Source organism: Lactobacillus amylolyticus DSM 11664, assembly GCF_000178475.1.
GTDB classification, from domain to species: domain Bacteria; phylum Bacillota; class Bacilli; order Lactobacillales; family Lactobacillaceae; genus Lactobacillus; species Lactobacillus amylolyticus.
Genome location: NZ_ADNY01000029.1, coordinates 68,810 through 88,695, shown reverse-complemented (window position 1 = coordinate 88,695; position 19,886 = coordinate 68,810). Strand labels below are relative to the sequence as shown.

15 protein-coding genes, 3 pseudogenes and 1 riboswitch are annotated in these 19,886 nt (G+C 40.0%); of the genes and pseudogenes, 13 read left to right on the top strand and 5 right to left on the bottom strand.

All coding sequences use genetic code 11. The features are described 5' to 3' along the window. Positions 1–116 precede the first annotated feature (116 nt). The gene (locus HMPREF0493_RS03795) at positions 117–1,394 is read right to left on the bottom strand and encodes a nucleobase:cation symporter-2 family protein (protein WP_006351966.1); all 1,278 of its coding nucleotides are present in this window, start codon (positions 1,392–1,394) and stop codon (positions 117–119) included. Between the two features lies 1 nt (position 1,395). Continuing rightward, a complete protein-coding gene (locus tag HMPREF0493_RS03790; RefSeq protein ID WP_040457166.1) occupies positions 1,396–1,974 on the bottom strand; it encodes a xanthine phosphoribosyltransferase in 579 nt (192 codons plus the stop codon). Positions 1,975–2,047: 73 nt separating this feature from the next. Next, positions 2,048–2,145, bottom strand: a riboswitch (purine riboswitch). A 157-nt stretch (positions 2,146–2,302) separates the two neighbouring features. On the opposite strand from HMPREF0493_RS03790, the pseudogene guaA reads away from it, so the two are divergent. The 3 pseudogenes from guaA (at position 2,303) to HMPREF0493_RS03775 (ending at position 6,828) form a co-directional block, all read left to right on the top strand. After that, positions 2,303–3,875: pseudogene (guaA, locus tag HMPREF0493_RS03785) on the top strand (glutamine-hydrolyzing GMP synthase). 108 nt (positions 3,876–3,983) lie between these two features. After that, positions 3,984–5,221, top strand: a pseudogene (glyA, locus tag HMPREF0493_RS03780) (serine hydroxymethyltransferase). A gap of 64 nt (positions 5,222–5,285) precedes the next feature. Continuing rightward, positions 5,286–6,828: pseudogene (locus tag HMPREF0493_RS03775) on the top strand (APC family permease). A 34-nt stretch (positions 6,829–6,862) separates the two neighbouring features. Here the strand turns inward: HMPREF0493_RS03775 and HMPREF0493_RS03770 are convergent. Continuing rightward, positions 6,863–7,681, bottom strand: coding sequence for a Cof-type HAD-IIB family hydrolase (locus tag HMPREF0493_RS03770; protein ID WP_006351960.1), 819 nt, complete (start codon positions 7,679–7,681; stop codon positions 6,863–6,865). A gap of 186 nt (positions 7,682–7,867) precedes the next feature. Here HMPREF0493_RS03770 and HMPREF0493_RS03765 point away from each other — a divergent pair, with 186 nt between their 5' ends. The 5 genes from HMPREF0493_RS03765 (at position 7,868) to alr (ending at position 12,683) form a co-directional block, all read left to right on the top strand. Then, positions 7,868–8,113: a type B 50S ribosomal protein L31 gene (locus tag HMPREF0493_RS03765; protein ID WP_006351959.1), complete on the top strand. Its 246-nt coding sequence runs from the start codon at positions 7,868–7,870 to the stop codon at positions 8,111–8,113. Between the two features lie 142 nt (positions 8,114–8,255). Beyond that, on the top strand, positions 8,256–9,623 hold the full coding sequence (locus HMPREF0493_RS03760) for a UDP-N-acetylmuramoyl-tripeptide--D-alanyl-D-alanine ligase (protein ID WP_006351958.1): 1,368 nt from the start codon (positions 8,256–8,258) through the stop codon (positions 9,621–9,623). A gap of 13 nt (positions 9,624–9,636) precedes the next feature. Then, entirely contained in the window at positions 9,637–11,118 is a 1,482-nt protein-coding gene (gene cshA, locus HMPREF0493_RS03755; RefSeq protein ID WP_006351957.1) for a degradosome RNA helicase CshA, read from the top strand. 78 nt (positions 11,119–11,196) lie between these two features. Beyond that, a complete protein-coding gene (acpS, locus tag HMPREF0493_RS03750; protein ID WP_006351956.1) occupies positions 11,197–11,556 on the top strand; it encodes a holo-ACP synthase in 360 nt (119 codons plus the stop codon). Next, positions 11,553–12,683: an alanine racemase gene (gene alr, locus HMPREF0493_RS03745; RefSeq protein WP_006351955.1), complete on the top strand. Its 1,131-nt coding sequence runs from the start codon at positions 11,553–11,555 to the stop codon at positions 12,681–12,683. Before acpS ends, alr begins: the two co-directional genes overlap by 4 nt. A gap of 67 nt (positions 12,684–12,750) precedes the next feature. Here alr and cbpA read toward each other — a convergent pair whose 3' ends face one another. Then, positions 12,751–13,455, bottom strand: a complete 705-nt coding sequence (gene cbpA, locus HMPREF0493_RS03740; protein ID WP_040457165.1) for a cyclic di-AMP binding protein CbpA — start codon at positions 13,453–13,455, stop codon at positions 12,751–12,753. A 173-nt stretch (positions 13,456–13,628) separates the two neighbouring features. Next, a complete protein-coding gene (locus HMPREF0493_RS03735) occupies positions 13,629–14,600 on the bottom strand; it encodes an L-lactate dehydrogenase (RefSeq protein WP_006351953.1) in 972 nt (323 codons plus the stop codon). A gap of 178 nt (positions 14,601–14,778) precedes the next feature. On the opposite strand from HMPREF0493_RS03735, the gene pth reads away from it, so the two are divergent. From pth to HMPREF0493_RS03710, 5 genes are read left to right on the top strand one after another with little or no spacing between them, the layout of a single operon-like run. Further along, complete coding sequence (gene pth, locus HMPREF0493_RS03730) at positions 14,779–15,336, top strand: aminoacyl-tRNA hydrolase (RefSeq protein WP_006351952.1); 558 nt, start codon at positions 14,779–14,781, stop codon at positions 15,334–15,336. A gap of 2 nt (positions 15,337–15,338) precedes the next feature. Then, positions 15,339–18,836, top strand: a complete 3,498-nt coding sequence (gene mfd / locus HMPREF0493_RS03725) for a transcription-repair coupling factor (RefSeq protein ID WP_006351951.1) — start codon at positions 15,339–15,341, stop codon at positions 18,834–18,836. Between the two features lie 11 nt (positions 18,837–18,847). Next, complete coding sequence (locus tag HMPREF0493_RS03720) at positions 18,848–19,090, top strand: RNA-binding S4 domain-containing protein (RefSeq protein ID WP_006351950.1); 243 nt, start codon at positions 18,848–18,850, stop codon at positions 19,088–19,090. 59 nt (positions 19,091–19,149) lie between these two features. Further along, a complete protein-coding gene (locus HMPREF0493_RS03715) occupies positions 19,150–19,521 on the top strand; it encodes an FtsB family cell division protein (RefSeq protein ID WP_006351949.1) in 372 nt (123 codons plus the stop codon). Further along, a complete protein-coding gene (locus HMPREF0493_RS03710) occupies positions 19,521–19,880 on the top strand; it encodes a S1 RNA-binding domain-containing protein (protein WP_006351948.1) in 360 nt (119 codons plus the stop codon). Before HMPREF0493_RS03715 ends, HMPREF0493_RS03710 begins: the two co-directional genes overlap by 1 nt. Positions 19,881–19,886: the final 6 nt, after the last annotated feature.

Below are 19,886 nucleotides of genomic sequence, written 5' to 3'. Positions count from 1 at the left end.
GGAAAATAAAAGAAATATGAAAGAAAAAGCTTGAGCAAATGTTCAAGCTTCGTATGGGGTTAAATTGTGTATTGATAGAGATAGTGTAACAACGAATATTTTAAGAGAAAAAGTGGTTACTTCAAACCACCTCTTCCCTTGAGAATTAAGTTAAGAAGCGTAGCACTGACACTGGCGATTACAATGCCGTTGGCTAAGAATAATTGGATGGTTTGTGGCATAGATTGGAAAATTTGTGGGTAACAAGTAACGCCCAAACCTAAACCAATTGAAAGAGCCACGATTAAGATGTTGCGGTTATCGCTCAAATCTACTTTCAGCAGCATCTTGATCCCTTGAACAGCAATCATGGTAAACATTACCAGCATGGCTCCGCCTAAAACTGGTGTTGGAATAATTGTAACAACTGCACCAATTTTTGGCAAAAGTCCCATTGCCATTAAGAGACCAGCGGCCCAGTAGATTGGACGCTTGGTTTTAATTCCTGAAAGTTGCAATAAGCCAACGTTTTGTGAGAAGGTAGTGTAAGGAAAAGTATTGAACAGACCGCCGAAAATTTGAGCTAAGCCTTCAGCACGGTAACCCCGCTTTAAGTCGTCAGCTTTAATATCTTTATGAAGCAAATCACCCGTGGCAAAGAAGACACCAGTTGATTCGACCATTGACACCAAGGCGATGATAATCATTGTTAAACAAGATGACCATTCGAATTCAGGTTTGCCGAAGTAGAAGAATTGTGGCAAGTGGAACCAGGATGCTTCTAGTACGGGTTTAATTGAAACCATGCCCATCAAGCCGGCAAGAACTGAACCACCAATCAGACCGATCAAAACTGAAATGGATTTAACAAAACCTTTTGCCAAAACTTCAACTAAGACGATGATCAGGATAGTAGCAAAGGCAATAATCAAGTTTTTGCTATCGCCAAAATCCTTTGCTGTTGAAGTTCCGCCACCCATATTTTGAAAGGCAACTGGAATCAAAGTTAAACCGATGACTGTAATCAATGTTCCGGTTACGACAGGTGGGAAGAGCTTTTTAACTTTTGAAAACCAATTTGAAATGAGAATAACGAAAATCCCGGCAACGATGATGGCACCATACATGGTATTAATTGAAAACTTTTGTCCAATCAACTCCAAAGGTGCAACGGCCTGGATGGCACAGCCCAAGACAACTGGAAGTCCGATTCCGAAATAGCGATTGCGGAGTAATTGTAAAAGGGTAGCTAGCCCACACATGAAAATATCGATTGAAACCAAGTAGGTCATTTGAACGGCATTGAATTTAAGCGCTGTTCCAATTAACAGTGGAACGGCAACCGCTCCGGAATACATTGCAAGCAAGTGCTGCAGACCTAAGACAGCGGCTTTTTTGTGGCTAACTTCGTGCATTTTATTCTTCTCCTAAAAAGTGAACTCGACCGTCTTTGAAACTGTCAATATTAGCTAAAGCTTCAAAGCGGTAGCCGTGATCCTTGATCCAGTCACTGCCGCCTTGGAAAGTTTTTGCAACTACTGCACCGATGCCGGCAATCTTGCAGCCTGCTTGATTTGCAATATTGACCATTCCTTTAACGGCTTCACCATGAGCAATAAAGTCATCCAAGATTAAAAGAGTGTCATCTTTAGATAAGAATTTTTCTTCAACACAAATTTTGTTGGTAACTTTTTTAGTATAAGAGAAGACGTCAGCCCAATAGACTGCATCATTAAGAGTTGATGGCTTTTTCTTTCTGGCAAAAACCATTGGCACTTTTAATTCATAAGCAACCATGATGCTAGGTGCAATTCCTGAAGCCTCACAGGTTAAAATCTTGGTGATGCCTGCATCTTTAAAGAGACGAGCGAATTCTTTACCCACAGCCATCATTAATTCTGGATCAACTTGGTGATTCAAAAATGAATTGATTTTAAGCACATCACCTGGCAATACTTGGCCATCTTGTTTAATTCTGTCTTCTAATAACTTCACATTTTCCTCCCAAAGCACGCAAAAAGGACCTCTTCATACCGCAACTACGGTAAAAGAGATCCTTTGTTTTCTTTTTAATGACTCGATTACCTATAGTCCAGAATTTACGGTTCCGGGTAGAAACTGTCGCCCTTATTGCGACGATATATAGATATTATTATTTTGTTGTTTGTATTTTAACAAAGAAGGATACCGAACGCAAGATTTAATTTTACAAAAATTGTTCGATTTTAATTCAGCGGCTGCTTTTTAATTTTTATGATTGACCTTTTCAATTTTTCCTAGTAGAGTTAGAGAAAAAGTGTCCGAAAAGAGGGAACAAAGAACAGTGTCAAAAAAGAATCTTAACGACTTTGACAAAATTATCGTGCTTGACTTTGGTAGTCAATACAACCAATTGATTACTCGTCGTATTCGTGATTTTGGTATTTATTCGTGATTTTGGTATTTATTCCGAACTTCTAGCCCATGATATCAGCATTGATAAAATTAAAGAGTTGGCACCAAAGGGAATCATCTTCTCTGGTGGTCCAAACAGTGTTTATGATGATGGCGCTCTTAAGGTTAATCCAGAAATCTTCAAGTTGGGGATTCCAATTTTAGGGATTTGCTACGGGATGCAATTAATGTCATATGATCTGGGCGGCAAGGTTGAAAAGGCCGATAATTCTGAATATGGTCGTGCAGATATTGAAGTTACTGATCCAAATGCAGTTTTATTTAGTGACTTGCCAGAAAAACAATATGTTTGGATGAGTCATGGCGACTTGGTAACTAAGGCTCCAGAAGGCTTCAAAGTTACTGCCAAGAGCAAGAACTGCCCAATTTCTGCCATTGCTAATGATGAAAAGAAGTTTTATGGTATTCAGTTCCACGCTGAAGTTAGAAACTCTGAATATGGCTTGGATATTTTGAAGAACTTTGCCTTTAAAGTTTGTGGTGCTAAAGCAAACTGGACGATGGATGATTTCATTGAAATGAAAATTGATGACATCCGTAAAGAAGTCGGTGACAAGAAGGTTATTTTAGGTCTTTCCGGCGGAGTTGACTCAAGCGTAACTGCAACTCTTTTGCATAAGGCAATTGGCCAGCAATTAACTTGTATTTTTGTTGACCACGGAATGCTTCGTAAAGACGAAGGCGACCAAGTTATGAAGGCCTTAAATAAGGACTTGGGCGTTAACATTATCCGTGTGAATGCGGCAGATCGCTTTTTGGGTAAGCTAAAGGGCGTTACTGATCCTGAAAAGAAGCGGAAGATTATTGGTAAGGAATTTATCGAAGTCTTCAATGAAGAAGCTAAGAAGCTAAATGATGTTGATTTCTTGGCTCAAGGTACTTTGTACACTGATGTAATTGAATCAGGTACTAATACGGCGCAAACAATTAAATCACACCACAATGTTGGTGGACTTCCTAAGGACATGCACTTCAAGCTGATTGAACCTTTGCGTAAATTGTTCAAGGATGAAGTTCGTGAATTAGGTGAAAAATTGAGCAGCACGCATGATCTTCTATGGCGTCAACCATTCCCAGGCCCAGGTTTGGGTATTCGTGTATTAGGTGAAGTTACGCCTGATAAGTTGAAGATCGTGCGTGAATCTGATGCGATTTTGCGTGAAGAAATTAGGAAGGCAGGATTACAAGAAAAGATTTGGCAATACTTCACGGTTTTGCCAGGCATTCGGTCAGTTGGCGTGATGGGCGATGGTCGGACGTACGACTATACGATTGGTATTCGTGCCGTAACTTCAATTGATGGGATGACTGCTGATTTTGCACAGATTCCATGGGATGTGTTAGGTCACATTTCTGATCGAATCGTAAACGAAGTAGATAACGTTAATCGCGTAGTTTACGATGTCACGAGTAAGCCGCCTTCCACGATTGAATGGGAATAATTTGATAAAAATAAAACTCTCAGTCCAAATTGAACTGGGAGTTTTTTGTGTGAAAAAATAAAGTATAATGTAGCTAAAACAAATATCTTTACTCCAAAGCAGGGCACGATGAAATACGCAGAAAAATCTCCAGAATTATGGTCAGCAATCAGCAAGGAAGAGAAGCGGCAAAAAACACAATTGAATTGATCGCTTCCGAAAATATTGTCTCCGATGCAGTTAGGGCAGCTCAAGGCTCAGTCTTAACCAACAAATACGCAGAAGGATATCCCGGCAGACGCTACTACGGCGGGTGCCAATATATCGATCAAGTTGAGCAGCTCGCAATCGATTATGCTAAAAAGCTGTTTAATTGCAAATACGCTAACGTTCAACCACATTCAGGCTCACAAGCCAACATGGCCGTTTATAACGCATTATTAAATCCCGGCGATAAAATTCTAGGAATGGGGATGGATGCTGGTGGCCACCTTACTCATGGCTCAAAGGTCAATTTTTCGGGTAAAGTTTTTCATTCATACAGCTATAGTCTGAATCTAGAAACTGAAGAACTTGATTATGATGAAATTAAAAAGGCAGCAGAAGAAGTGCGACCAAAGTTGATTATTGCTGGTGCTTCCGCATACAGTCGCGTTATTGACTGGGAAGCCTTCAGGGCAATTGCCGATGATGTTCATGCCTACTTAATGGTTGATATGGCCCACATCGCCGGCTTGGTTGCTACAGGTGCTCATCCAAGTCCGCTTCCTTACGCCGACGTTGTAACGACAACAACGCACAAAACTTTGCGTGGCCCTCGTGGTGGGATGATTTTGTCCAACAACCTTGAATTGGGCAAAAAAATAAATTCCGCTGTTTTCCCAGGCACGCAAGGCGGACCGCTCGAGCATGTGATTGCTGCCAAAGCCCAGGCTTTTTACGAAGATCTGCAGCCGCAATTTACCGATTATATTAATCAAGTAGTGAAGAACGCGGCCGCAATGGCTGATGAATTTACCAAAAATGGTGCAAATATTCGCGTCGTTTCCGGTGGCACCGATAACCACTTGATGATTATTGACATCACGAAAACCGGTTTAACCGGTAAAGATGCCCAAAACTTGCTGGATTCCGTTAATATTACGACTAATAAAGAATCAATTCCTGGGGATAAACGCAGTCCATTTGTAACCAGTGGCTTGCGTTTAGGGACTCCAGCAATTACCAGCCGGGGTTTTAGCGAAAAAGATGCCCGTGAAGTTGCCGATCTGATCTCTAAGATTTTAAACAATTCTACGGACGAAGCAACCATTGCCGAAGTTAAAAAAGCAGTTCAAGAGTTAACTGCTAAGCATCCAATTAATTAGTTGGCAGGAATAGAGAATAGTGAAAAAACATCAATTACATCAAATAAGTCTTTTTTCAGCTGTCATGCTGGCCCTTAATTCACTGATTGGTTCAGGCTGGCTGTTTGGCTCAGGCTCTGCTGCTAGAATTGCTGGCCCAGCAGCTATTTTATCGTGGGTTCTAGGAGCAATTATTATTATCGCGATTGCGTTAACCTACATTGAACTCGGGTCAATGTTTCCGGAAAGCGGTGGAATGAGCCGTTATGTCCAATACAGTCATGGGCCATTGCTTGGCTTTATTGCAGCCTGGGCCAACTGGATTTCATTGGTAACTTTGGTTCCGATGGAGGCCGTTGCCGCAGTGCAATATATGTCATCTTGGCCGTGGCCCTGGGCTAATTGGACGAAGAATTTTATGCATCAAGGCAATATCACTACTAGTGGTTTGGCCGTGGTATTTGCGTTTATGGTAATTTTTACCTTAATCAATTATTGGTCTGTCAAAATTATGACGCACTTTACCAATTTGATTTCGGTTTTTAAAATTGTACTGCCAACTTTGACGATTATTACTTTAATTTGCAGTGGCTTTCATGCGCAGAACTTTGGCACCAGTTTGCACGGCTTCATGCCATATGGCAGCCGATCAATTTTCGAAGCTACCTCAGTTTCAGGGATCATTATGTCTTATGATGCCTTTCAAACAGTAATTAATATGGGTGGCGAAATAAAAAATCCACGCAAAAACATTGTGCGTGGGGTTTTAATTTCAATGCTGATTACGGCAGCGATCTATATCATGCTGCAAGTGATCTTTATCGGCGCAATTGATCCGAGTTCTTTGGCAAGATCCGGCTGGCATGGCATCAACTTTAACTCGCCATTTGCTGATTTAGCTATTTTGCTCGGCATTAACTGGCTGGTTATTTTGCTCTACTTAGGCGCATTCGTGTCGCCGTTTGGGGCGGGAGTAGCCTTTGTTGCTACCGCTTCGAGAGCTTTGGCAGCAATGACGCATACCAAGCACTTGTCGAAGTGGCTAGGAAGATTGAATCAAAAATACATGATTCCACGTTTTGCGATGGTTACCAATTTGCTTTTGGCAATGATTTTAGTCAGCGTTTTTCGCAACTGGAATTTACTGGCAACTGTGATCGCGGCTTCAACCTTGATTGCTTATTTAACAGGGCCAGTCACCGCGATTTCATTAAGAAAAATTGCACCGCAATTGCAGCGTCCGTTTAAACCAAATGAAATTTTTAGCGCCGCTAGCTTTTGTGCTAACCAGCTTGGCAATCTACTGGTCAATGTGGCCAACCACGATTCAAGTAATTTTTGTCATTGCTCTTGGCTTGCCAGTTTATATTTATTATGAATTAAAGTATCAAAAATCCGGTTTGCATGAACAATTGCAGCATGCTTGGTGGATTATCGTTTATTTAGTCGGCATGTCACTTATGTCATACTGCGGCAGCAGCGGATTCGGCGGGCAAGACTGGATAAAATATCCTTGGGACTTCGTACTCATCATCGTAGTTTCTTTGCTGTTCTATTATTGGGGCATTCATACCAGTAAAAATAAGCCAGATCCAGCAGCTGTTAAAATTAACCAAAAAACGCAATAAAAAGCGCCCTTGATGGGCGTTTTTTTGTCGAGTTTTATTCTTGCAAATACTTTTTGAGAACCTTGAAGACACCGTCATCAGTATTGCTAGGTGCCTCGAATTTGGCTGCTTTTTTCGCATCGTCGGTTCCGTTGGCCATGCAGTAGCTCATATCAGTCATTTCAAGCATTTCAATATCATTGCCACTGTCGCCAAAAGCGATAATTTCATTTGGCTTTACTTGCAAGTATTTAAGCATTTTTTTTAGGCCAATGCCTTTATTGACGCCAGCAGGAACCAGGTCAATATTTTCAAAACCGCTAGTCTTAAACTCAGTTTTTTCATCGCAAATCTGATTGTATTCGCGTGCAATATCTTTGCCAATGTAATAAGGATATGAAATAGTTACTTTTGTGTAGGTATCATCAGGTAAATTAGCAAAATCGTCAATTTCAACGGTATTTGGGTAGAAGAAGAACATCATCTTTTTCTTATCTTCAGGGATGCTCTTCAAGCAATAAGTGTGCTTGACGCCGCTGATCAAGGTTACTGGCAAAGCTTTAGGAAAATCGTCTTGAATGATCTTGGTCATTTTTAAGACAGCTTCTTTTGAATAAGCAGTAGCTTGAATTACTTTTTGATCTCTAACAAGAACAGCTCCGTTATCGGCAACGAAGTCTACATGATCATTAAATCCTTTAAAATCATCGGCTAATCTGGCAGCGGGGCGACCACTTGCGGCAATGAAGTGAATGCCATTAGCCTGCAATTGCGCTAAGATTTCTTTAAATTCTGTCCGATTAAATTGATTGTTTTTATCAACAAATGTACCGTCCATATCAACAACGACGGCCTTAAATGGTATTTTGGTCATAATAATCTCTTTCTAAGAATAATCTAGCTACTATTTTAAAGCGCTTTCATAATTTAATGAAACTATTATCCAAAAATTTTAACAAAAATTTATTCTTGAAAATAGAGTTTAAAGATGGTATTCTTATAAACGTTAATCGATTAATCTATGATCTGAGATATGATCATGGCAAAAGGAGTAATAATTATGAAACAAGGTATTCATCCAGATTATCAACAAGTTGTCTTCATGGACTCAGCAACTGGTGCTAAGTTCTTGGCAGGTTCGACTTTGACATCAAAGGAAACTGTAGATTACGAAGGTAACACTTACCCATTGATTCGTGTTGAAGTTTCTTCAGATTCTCACCCATTCTACACTGGCAGGCAAAAGTTTGCTCAAGCAGATGGTCGAATCGAAAAGTTCAACAAGAAGTATGGTTTGAAGAAGTAAAACCGATGAATCTGGTGGAAGCAGTCCCATTAGGGGCTGCTTCTTTTATTATTATGATCTGAAAGTTCAATTTGGCAGATGGGCCGAAAGAACGTATAATTATTGCTGTATAAATTTTATATTTTTATGGGAGTAAAGATCAATGAAGATGCAACTGGCTGAAATTGCCAAAGCTTTGAATACAACATGTGAAAGCGACGAGAAAACTATTATTACTTCAGTCGCCTTTGACTCCAGAAAAATCACAGATGGTGGTTTGTTCGTTCCACTTGAAGGCGAACGCGACGGCCATGATTTTGTCGCAGGTGCAATTAACAATGGTGCTTCTGCTACTTTATGGAAGAAAGGTCATCCTAACAAGCCAGATGATATTGCTGTTCTTGAAGTAGATGATCCTTTAGAAGCAATGCAGGATTTAGCACGCTATTATTTGCGCAAGGTTAATCCAACGGTTGTTGGCATTACTGGTTCAAATGGTAAGACTACTACCAAGGATATGGTAGCTGCCGTTTTATCCAAGAGATTCAATGTTCATAAGACCCAAGAAAACTTCAATAACGGTATTGGCGTACCAATGACTATTTTGGAAATGAAGCCAAATACTGAAATTTTAGTTTTGGAAATGGGGATGGACCGTCCTGGACAACTGCATCATTTGAGTGAGTTAACTCATCCGGATGTCTGTGTCATTACTATGATTGGTGAAGCTCACATTGAATTTTTCGGCACGCGTGACAAGATTGCTGATGCCAAAATGGAAATCACCGACTTTTTGCGTGAAGACGGCGAATTTATTTACAATGGCGATGAACCATTATTAGCTGAACGTGCTAAAAAGATTAATCAAGCAAAGGCTACTTTTGGCTTTGAAGACAACGATACTGTATATGCTACTGGCTTTAGAAGCTACAAGCACCATGCTACTTTTACCATTAATGATTCAGAACAAAAATTCTCAATTCCAATGATTGGTAAACATAATGTTTCTAATGCAATGGCAGCAATTAGCGTTGGTCATCACTTTGGTGAAAGCGACGAAGAAATTGCGGCTTCACTTGCTAACTTTACTCCAACTGCCAACCGGATGGAATGGGAAAAAGGCGATGTCGGTGAAGACATCATGAGTGATGTTTATAACTCTAATCCAACCGCTGTTCGTGCAGTTTTGAATAGTTTTGGACAAATCGAAATGCCAAATGGTGGTCGCAGAATCGCTGTTTTAGGAGACATGCTTGAACTTGGCAAGAAATCTCCGGAATTGCATGCTGGTTTAGCCAATAGTCTTGATCCGCAAGTAATTAACGAAGTTTACTTGATCGGGGATGAAATGAAGCATCTATATGAAGCTTTGCAAACTAAATACAGCGAAGAAAGCTTGCATTACTACCAAGCTGATCATATGGATCATATGATTGATGATTTGAAGAATGATATTAAGCCGAATGATATCGTAGTCTTAAAAGGCTCACATGGAATGCACCTTGAAAAGGTTGTTGCTCGGCTTAGATAGGAGAAATTAACTAGTGAAATTTTTGGAATTAGGCTTAAATGAGGATTTGCTCAAAGCAATTAAAAGATCAGGTTTTGAAGAAGCAACGCCGATTCAAGCAGAAACTATTCCTCTTGCTTTAGCAGGCAAGGATGTTATTGGACAGGCTCAAACAGGTACAGGTAAGACAGCTGCTTTTGGCTTACCAATTTTGCAAAATTTGGATAAGCATGAAAAAACTATCCAGGCTGTGATTATTGAGCCAACGCGTGAATTAGCCATCCAAACTCAAGAAGAATTATTCCGTCTTGGTCGTGATGAACATGCACGCGTTCAAGTAGTTTATGGTGGGGCTGATATTGGTCGCCAAATTAGATCATTAAAGCATCATGTGCCAGCTATTTTGGTTGGGACACCTGGTCGACTTCTTGACCACTTAAAACGCGGGACGATTGATTTAAGCAAGACCAAGACCGTCGTTTTGGATGAAGCCGATGAAATGCTTGATATGGGTTTCATTCAAGATATTGAAAGTATTTTGAAATATGTAGGCGAGCGTAAGCAGACATTATTGTTCAGTGCCACAATGCCAAAGCCAATTTTGCAAATTGGCGAAAAGTTTATGCATGATCCTGAGGTCGTTAAGATCAAAGCCAAAGAATTGACTGCTGATTTAATCGATCAATACTTTGTTCGGGCAAAAGAATCAGAAAAATTCGACATTATGTGTCGTTTAATTGATGTTCAAGGTCCAGATCTCGCTTTGGTCTTTGGTCGAACTAAACGCCGTGTTGATGAATTAACCCGTGGTTTGCAAGCTCGTGGCTATAATGCTGCAGGAATTCATGGCGATTTGTCACAAGCACGGAGAATGAGTGTTTTGAAACAGTTCCGTGCCGGCAAATTGGAAATTTTGGTAGCAACCGATGTAGCTGCTCGTGGACTTGATATTTCAGGAGTTACGCACGTTTATAACTATGATATTCCTCAAGATCCAGACTCCTATGTTCACCGGATTGGACGTACTGGTCGTGCTGGTCAGAATGGAATTTCTGTTACTTTTGTCACTCCGAATGAAATTAGCTACATGCAGACCATTGAGCAATTAACTAAAAAGAAAATGTCACCACTTCGTCCGCCAACAGATGATCAGGCTTTGCATGGTCAATTAAAGCAGGCTAAGTCTGAAATTGAAGACTTGATGAATGGTGACTTGAGCAAGTACGAAGATGATGCGAACGAATTGCTTGAAAATTATTCCGCATTAGACTTGGTTGCTGCCTTTTTGAAGAATCTTTCTAAGGACTCAACTGATGTTAAAGTTAAGATCACGCCTGAAAAGCCTTTGCCATATAAAGGTGATGGTCGCCACCGTCGCGGTCACCATGGCCGTAGTGGCAATTATGGTCAACGGCGCAATAACAACAACTATCGTGGCCGTCGTCATACTGATGGTGGTCACCGTAATCGCAGAAATTATGGACATGATTTTGTCATTAAGAATAAGAAAGATTAAGATTTAATACTAATTAATGGGTTGTGTCGTGCAGCCCATTTTTTGTATTATAATATTTTCTTGTGTGAGGTGGAAAAGATGATTAAAGGTGTGGGTATTGACTCAGTTGAGGTGGAACGAGTTAAAAAAATAGTTGAACGCGGGGATAGTTTTGCAAAAAAAGTTTTAACCCCAAATGAGTTTGCTCAATATCAAAAAATGAAAGGCAAGCGTAAAGTCGAATACTTAGGCGGGCGCTTTTCATTGAAAGAATCTTTTTCAAAAGCAATGGGAACGGGCTTAGGCAAATACGTAGGTTTTCAGGATGTGGAGACGTTATGGGACGAATCGGGGCATCCAGTGATGACCTCAACTAAATATGCTGGCCGTATTTTTCCTAGCATCACGCATGATAATCATGAAATTATTACTTTTGTAGTTTTGGAGGATCCGGAATGATAGCAGGTATCCATCGCCCAGCTGTAGTTCGTGTGAACTTGGGCGCAATAAAACAAAATATCGACAACGAAATGAAGCATTTGAGGCCTGGTCAAAAGTTGTTTGCCGTGGTAAAGGCTAATGGCTATGGTCATGGCGCCGTTCCAGTAGCAAAAGTAGCAGAAAAGGCTGGAGCAAGTGGCTTTTGCGTAGCGATTTTGGATGAAGGATTGGAATTGAGAAAGGCTGACATTGTCAAGCCAATCTTGGTTTTGGGGGTAGTTTCACCTGAGTATGCGCCAATTGCTGCAGTTAATGATATTTCTTTAACTGTTCCTAATTTGAAATGGCTTAAGCAAGCAGAGAAGTATTTGAAAAAGGAAAACTTGCAACTAAAAATCCATTTAGGTATAGATTCAGGAATGGGTCGGATTGGCTTTAGTGAAGATGATGAATTTATTGCCGCAAACAAATTCCTTGAAAAAAATGATTCTTTCTTTGTAGAAGGGATGTTTGCCCACTTTGCTTCCGCCGATAGCAGTGATGACAGCTACTTTAAGAAGCAAGTAGCCAAGTTTAAACATATGCAAGACCTTTTAACGGTTCATCCGAAATGGATCCATGTTGCAAACACTGCTGCAAGTATTTTTGACAAAGATATCCACAGTGATCTGGTTCGCTTTGGGATTGGCATTTACGGCTTAAATCCCTCATCTAATCCAGATAGCCCAGATTTGAAGGCAGATATTGCATTAAAGCCTGCCTTGTCATTTGTCAGTGAATTAACTCATGTTAAGACGATTCACAAAGGTGATGGTGTTGGCTACGGCTCAACTTTTGTGGCTGATCATGACACGATTATCGGAACAGTGCCAGTTGGCTATGCTGATGGCTGGATTCGAAAGTTTCAAGGCTTTAAGGTAAAAGTTGGTGATCAGTATTGTCCAATCGTTGGCCGGGTCTGCATGGATCAATTTATGGTTGAAATGCCAGAAAAAATGCCGGTTGGCACTAAAGTGGTTTTGATTTCTGATAATCCAAATGATCCTAATAATATTAAAGCTGCTGCCGATTATGTTGATACGATTCACTATGAGGTTGCTTGTTTGTTAAGCGATCGTTTGCCACGCGAATATTATGAAAAATAAAATTCAATAAATTAAGCAAGAATAAAAAGGAGTTCAACTGAACTCCTTTTTATTTATGTCTTGTTAATTATTCATGTGGATTATCAATCCAAACGCCAGGGTTTTCATCACTCATGATGTTTATCCCTGCTTGCAAGTCTTCAATTTCGGAAACAACGAAGCCTTTCTTTTGCAGTTTTTCAACCACTGTCTTCATCGTTGTTTCAGAAACGCCAGCGGGCAAAGTGAACAAAGTACGACGAACAAAGTCCCCACCAAGTTCACCGGCAGCAGCATCCAAGGTCATAACGCTGGCCATGTTGCTGTATTTAGAAATGATCTTTGCCATTTTAACCAAGTTGCCGCGAGCGTTGTCAGACAAAACTGTCAAAACGTAAGAACCATGCTTAACGTTCCAAGCATCAGACAACATTCTAAGTAAACTTGAGTGAGTTAAAATGCCGTAAAACTTGTTGTCTTCATCGAGTACAGAAATGTAAGGCAAGTCTTTCAAATTGAAGAATACCTTGAAGAATGGTGAATTAACCTTGATTGTCTTAGTTGCGTTTTTAAGCAAGTAGGTAACAGGCAAATTCATATCTCCGCCTTGTGACTTGTGACGGTAAATGTGCATTTTATAAATATTACCGCGGAAAATTGTACCTGTTTCGTCTAAGATCGGTACACATCTGAAACCTGAGTCTTCGAGAGTTTTTAAAGCTTCTGAAAGAGTAGCTTTTTCACTGACTGTTGTCAGGTAATCTTTTTTAAGAACTAAAGATTTGATGAGCATAAGATTGCCTCCATACATGAAAATATTGTAGTCATTATAGCATAGATGGCGTTTAAATTAAAGATAAATTAAAGATACCTAAATGCTTTTCAAACTCTATTTTAGCAATATTTTGACAAAGAAAAGGTATTCTTCATTTGAAGATACTTTTAATTTAGTATTAGGCTTGTTAATTATTGACGAACTTTAACGCCAGTTTCTTTGAAGGCTTTTTCCATAACCTTCTTCAATTGATCAGCAGATGCAGTCATCAATTCTTGTTCGTGATCGCTAAGTGGCATTTCAATAATTTGTTCAAGACCCTTGCGGCCGATAACAGCTGGAGTACCGATGTGAATGTCGTGTAAACCATATTGACCATCCATTGGCACTGAAAGTGGAAGAACTCTGTGTTCGTTGTTAAGAATAGCCTTAACGATGAATGCTGAAGCAGTACCAATACCGTAGAAGGTTGCACCCTTCTTGTTGATGATATCGTAAGCCATGTTCTTAACTTCTTGGTGAATGTCTTCAAGCTTGCTTTCGTCCATACCGTGAGCCTTTACCCAGTCAACAACCTTTACGCCACCAACATTGTTGTAGCTCCATGCAGGAAATTCTGTATCACCGTGTTCACCAAGCATGTATGCATTAACTGAACGTGGGTCAACTTTTTCCATTTCACCGATAACTTTTTGAAGACGACCAGTATCAAGTGAAGTACCTGAACCGATAACTCTATCCTTAGGGAAGCCTGACATCTTCCAAGTTGCGTGAGTTAAGATATCAACAGGGTTGGCAACAACTACGAAGATACCGTTAAAGCCTGATTCAACGACTGGTTCAACAACTGATGACAAAATCTTAAGGTTCTTGTTAACAAGGTCAAGACGGCTTTCACCTGGCTTTTGTGCAGCACCGGCGGTGATAACTACAATGTCTGCGTCCTTGCAGTCTGCGTAATCTGCTGAGTAAACGTGCTTTGGAGCAGTCCAAGGAGTAGCATCAGCTAAGTCAATTGCGTCACCTTCAGTGTGATCCTTAAGAATATCGATAATTCCAAGATCTTGAGCAATACCTTGTTGAACCATTGAAAATGCAAAGGTAGAACCAACGGCACCGTCGCCTACTAAAATAACTTTATGAGGTCTTTCGTCTCTTACCATAAATCTAAAACTTCCTTTCAAGACATTAGTGACTTATTAAACAAGCTTATTATAGCAAGAAATGTAGGAGCTTTCTACAGTCTTAGTGAAATTTTTAACAATTGCATATGCTAACTGCTGTTAGAAGTGCTGTGCTATAATTGTTAACCGAATTATTGTCAATTCGAGGAGTGTAGAAATGAAATTAATCGCAGGCTTGGGCAATCCCGGTAAAAAATATGATCGGACAAAGCATAATACAGGTTTTATGGCCTTGGATCATTATTTAGAGGAAAACAATTTTAGTCTTGATAAGGATAAGTTCGAAGGCTTATGGACAAAACAAAAGATAAATGGCGAAGATGTGATTTTGCTTGAACCACAAACTTACATGAATGATTCAGGGCGTTCAATTGCACAAGTGGTCAACTTTTTTAAGATCGATCCTGCAGATATTCTGGTTATCCAAGACGATATGGATATGCCAATTGGCAAGATCAGAATTAGAGCTAATGGTAAATCTGGCGGTCATAATGGAATTAAAAGCATTATCCGCGATTTAGGAACTGAAAAGTTTAATCGTTTGAAGATTGGCATTAGTCATCCACAAAAGATGACCGTTGTTTCTTGGGTGTTAACCCCGTTTAATGAAGAACAGCAAAAACTGATGGATGACGCTTTTGAAACAGGTACTGAAATTATCGATGACTTCATTAATGGTCACGATAGTCAATATTTGATGAATAAGTATAATTAAAAATGCGTTTAACAGATTTTGTCAAAAAAGATCAGAATTTAACCAATTTTATTGCAAAAACATCACAAGTAAAAAACTCACTAATCACTGGCGCTAATGCCGGTGCTTTTAGTCTACTCTTAAAACAGATTGTCACTGAAAAAAAGGTGTCATTGCTGGTAATTGAAGAAAATGAAAACAAGGCACAAAATATCTTCAATGAGCTCAGCGGCATTATGGATGATGGACAAGTACAGTATTTCCCAGTTGATAGCACTTTAGCCACCCAAACGGCTTTAGCCTCACCAGATGAACTTAGCAGCCGAATTCAGACGCTTAATTTTTTGTTGGGGCAGAAGTCCGGAGTTGTCATTACGACACCTCAAGGATTGCAGTACAAGTTGTCCGCAGTGAAGGACTTTGCCGCTTTTAAACGGGAATTCGTGCAAGATAAAGAATATGATTTAGGCGAAATGAACAAATGGCTGCTTGCTGCTGGCTATCATCGTGAAGCTTTAGTAGCACGGCCAGGTGAGTTTGCCATCCGTGGCGATATCTTGGATATTTATCCTTTAGACCAAGAAAATCCCGTTAGAATTGAATTCTTTGGCGATGAAGTTGATACGATTAAAGAATTTGATTTATCGACGCAGCGCAGTCAGCGAGAGATAAAGCGACTAGTTGTAGGACCAGCACAAGATCGCGTCTTTTCTGCAGATGCAATAAGTCAAGCGGCTGCAGAAATTAAGGCGGCGATGTCTGAGTCAAAAGCGGATCAAAAGGCGGTAAAGGATCATTTCACTCAAGTATTGGATGAGCTGAATGATGGTGGTCTGCCTAGCAACTATGCCTTCCTGATTGATTTTTTAATAAAAAAGCCTAGCAGCCTTGTTGATTATTTAGCAAAAGACGGCTTGCTGTTTTTGGACGATTTACCTCTTATAAAACAAGCTGTTGAAACTGTTGATCAGCAAAATCAGGGCTTTATTGATGATGAATTAAAGATTGGTGCTCTTCTTCCTGGCCAAAAATTGCGGTCAGATTACACCAAAGTTATGACTCGCGACCGTCACCATCGAATTTACTTTTCACTTTTTCAAAGAAGCATGGGCAGGATTCGCTTTGGACAAATGCTGGACTGGACCACGCGTGAGCCAGAACAATTCTTTAGTCAAATGCCTCTCATTCGTACAGAATTGGAAAGCTACTACAAATCAGGACAGACTGTAGTTTTGCAAGCTGATAATGATAAGCGCGCAAAGCAAATGGCCCAAACAATGCGTGATTTTGATCTCGATATTCCGGTAGTTCATGAAGATGAGCTTAGTGAAAAAAAGGCGCAGATTATTGTTGGTGGTTTTGCCAGCGGTTTTACTTTGCCAAGCGTCAACCTTGTTTATTTAACTGAGCGCGAATTATTTAACAAACGTCCGCAGCATAAACGCCGAATTAAAACATTAGAAAATGCTCAACGTCTGCGAAATTATACGGAATTAAAACCTGGCGACTATGTTGTTCACGTCAACCACGGGATCGGGCGTTTTGAGGGAATCAAGACGCTGGAGAATAATGGCGTAAAACGTGATTACATCACAATTACTTATCAGCACGGCGATCAATTATTTGTTCCAGCTGATCAGTTGCGTCTAGTACAAAAATATGTCGCTTCAGAAGGCAAAACTCCGCATATCAATAAATTAGGCGGCAGCGAATGGGCTAAGACCAAACGGAAGGTACAATCCAAAGTTGAAGATATTGCTGACGATTTGATCAACCTTTATGCTGCACGCGAATCTGAAAAAGGCTTTGCTTTTTCACCGGATGATGAGCTGCAACGGAAGTTTGACGATGCCTTTCCGTATGTTGAAACACCAGACCAGTTGCGTTCGATTAAAGAAATAAAAGCAGATATGGAAAAGCCCAAGCCAATGGATCGCCTGCTAGTAGGAGATGTTGGTTTTGGTAAAACCGAAGTTGCACTTAGGGCAGCTTTTAAAGCAATTCAAGACAACAAGCAAGTGGCCTTTTTAGTGCCAACGACAATTTTGGCGCAGCAGCATTACGAAACAATTCAGGATCGATTTAAAGATTTTCCGGTTAATACTGCCATGCTCTCACGTTTTCAAACACCAGCAGAATCCAAGAAAATTATTGCCGGCTTAGAAGATGGAAAGATTGATCTAGTTGTCGGTACTCACCGGATTTTGTCAAAAGACGTTCATTTTAAGGATCTTGGCCTATTAATTATCGATGAGGAGCAGCGCTTTGGAGTTAAGCACAAAGAAAAACTAAAGCAGATGAAGGCTAACATTGATGTTTTGACTTTAACTGCTACGCCAATTCCACGTACTCTTCATATGTCAATGGTAGGCGTGCGTGATCTGTCAGTAATGGAAACACCGCCGCAGAACCGGTATCCAATTCAGACCTATGTTATGGAACAGACGCCAAGCGTTATTAGGGATGCTTGTTTAAGAGAAATGCAGCGTGGTGGCCAGGTATTTTACCTGCACAACCGGATTGGCGATATTGATGAAGTAGTCGCTCGTCTTGAAAAATTGCTGCCAAACGCTAGAATTGCCAGTGCTCATGGGCGTATGAGTCAAAATCAACTGGAGGATATTCTCTACCGCTTTTTAAACCGTGAATTTGATGTTTTGGTTACAACGACAATTATCGAAACTGGGATTGATATGCCAAATGTCAATACAATGATTATTGAAGATGCAGACCATTACGGCTTAAGTCAGCTTTATCAATTGCGTGGTCGGATTGGACGCAGTGCACGGTTAGCTTATGCATACTTTTTATACAAGCAAAATAAGGTGCTAACCGAAGTAAGAGAAAAGCGGCTGGATGCAATTCGTGATTTTACTGAATTAGGATCGGGTTTCAAAATTGCGATGCGCGACTTGGCGATTCGTGGTGCCGGAAACATGCTGGGGTCACAGCAGCACGGCTTTATTGACAGCGTCGGTTACGATCTTTATTCACAAATGCTTAGCGATGCGATTAAAGAACGCAAAGGCAAGAAGAAAGTTAAAAAGTCTAATGCTGAAATTGACTTGGGTTTTGAAGCTTATATTCCGGCATCCTATATTGCTGATCAAGAAGAAAAAATTGAATTTTACAAGAAGATTAAATCTGTCAATAGTCAAGATGAACTTGATAAAATTGAAGATGAATTGATTGATCGTTTCGGCGATTATCCTGCTGCAGTTGAAAATTTGCTGGCAATTGCCGGATTAAAGATCGATGCAGATCTTGCACAAGTCTTGAGCGTTATCAAAAATAAAAAAGACAAGATTAGAGTTGAATTTGATCTAGCAGCTTCACGTGAATTAGAAGGGCCAAATATTTTTAGAGCACTTGAGCACGTCAGCTTAAAGGCAAGAATTAATTTGACGCCAGAGAAGAAGCTGGTGGTTTTATTAGAATTGCCAGATAAAATGAACAATCGTCAGCTGTTTAATGAATTGACCACTTTTTTACAAGCAGCAAGCGATATTATTCAGAGATAATGAGGTAGAAAATGAGAATCGATAAATTTTTAAAAGTTTCACGCTTGGTAAAAAGAAGAACCGTTGCTAAAGAATTGGCAGATCAAGGCAGAATTAAGGTCAACGGTCGTGTCGTTAAATCAAGCTATGATGTCAAAGTTGGCGACAGCATTGAAGTAGGCTACGGTACCCGCCAAGTAAAGGCTAAGGTGCTTGATATCAGAGAAACTACCAAGAAGGCAGAAGCCAGCGAATTATATGAGATCGTTGATTAAAACGTGAAACACTGTTATGATACAAGCAGTATTTTTATTTTGGTAGTAGGGGATCAAAAATGAACGGACCACGAATTTATAACTCAGAAAGCCCACAAGAACGAGAAGCAAGACTGAGAAAGAAACAAGCTAACAGAGAAAAAGAAATTCATCGCGTTCGTCGCAATCGGATTATTGCTGTCTTTGCAATTATCTTTGTGGCCTTAGGCATTCAAATCGGCATCAAAGTGTCGCAAACCGCAAGAATTAATCAGCAAGTTGAAGTCGCAAAGAAGAATTTGAATACGGTAAAGACAAAAGACGAAAAGTTGACGCAAGAACGCAATAATTTGAAAGATACCGACTACGTAGCTAAATTTATCCGGAATAAGTTTTTGTATAGTAAGACTAACGAAAAAGTTTATTCTATTCCTAATGGAGACAACAATTAATGAAATATGAAGTTGGTCAACGTGTAACAGGCGTCATCAACAACATCACTGATTTGGGTATCTTTTTAACTTTGCCGGGACATAAATCTGGATTAATCCATCATAAAGATTTTGATGGCAATTGGCTTAGAGAAAGAAATCAGCATCGTGTTGGTGATGAATTGCGCGTTGTGGTCGTTCATAATTATAAAGGACGGTTAGGTTTATCTCTAGCCCGCGTTAATGATCCTGATTTAATTGATCATCGTAATCGATTTTCTAAGGTCAAGGAACAGGATTTTAGTAAAATATTGAATCAAACAGCAGCAGATGCCAAAGCTGAGATTAAGCAGCTAAAGCAGGTATTAGCTGAGGATTAATTGATG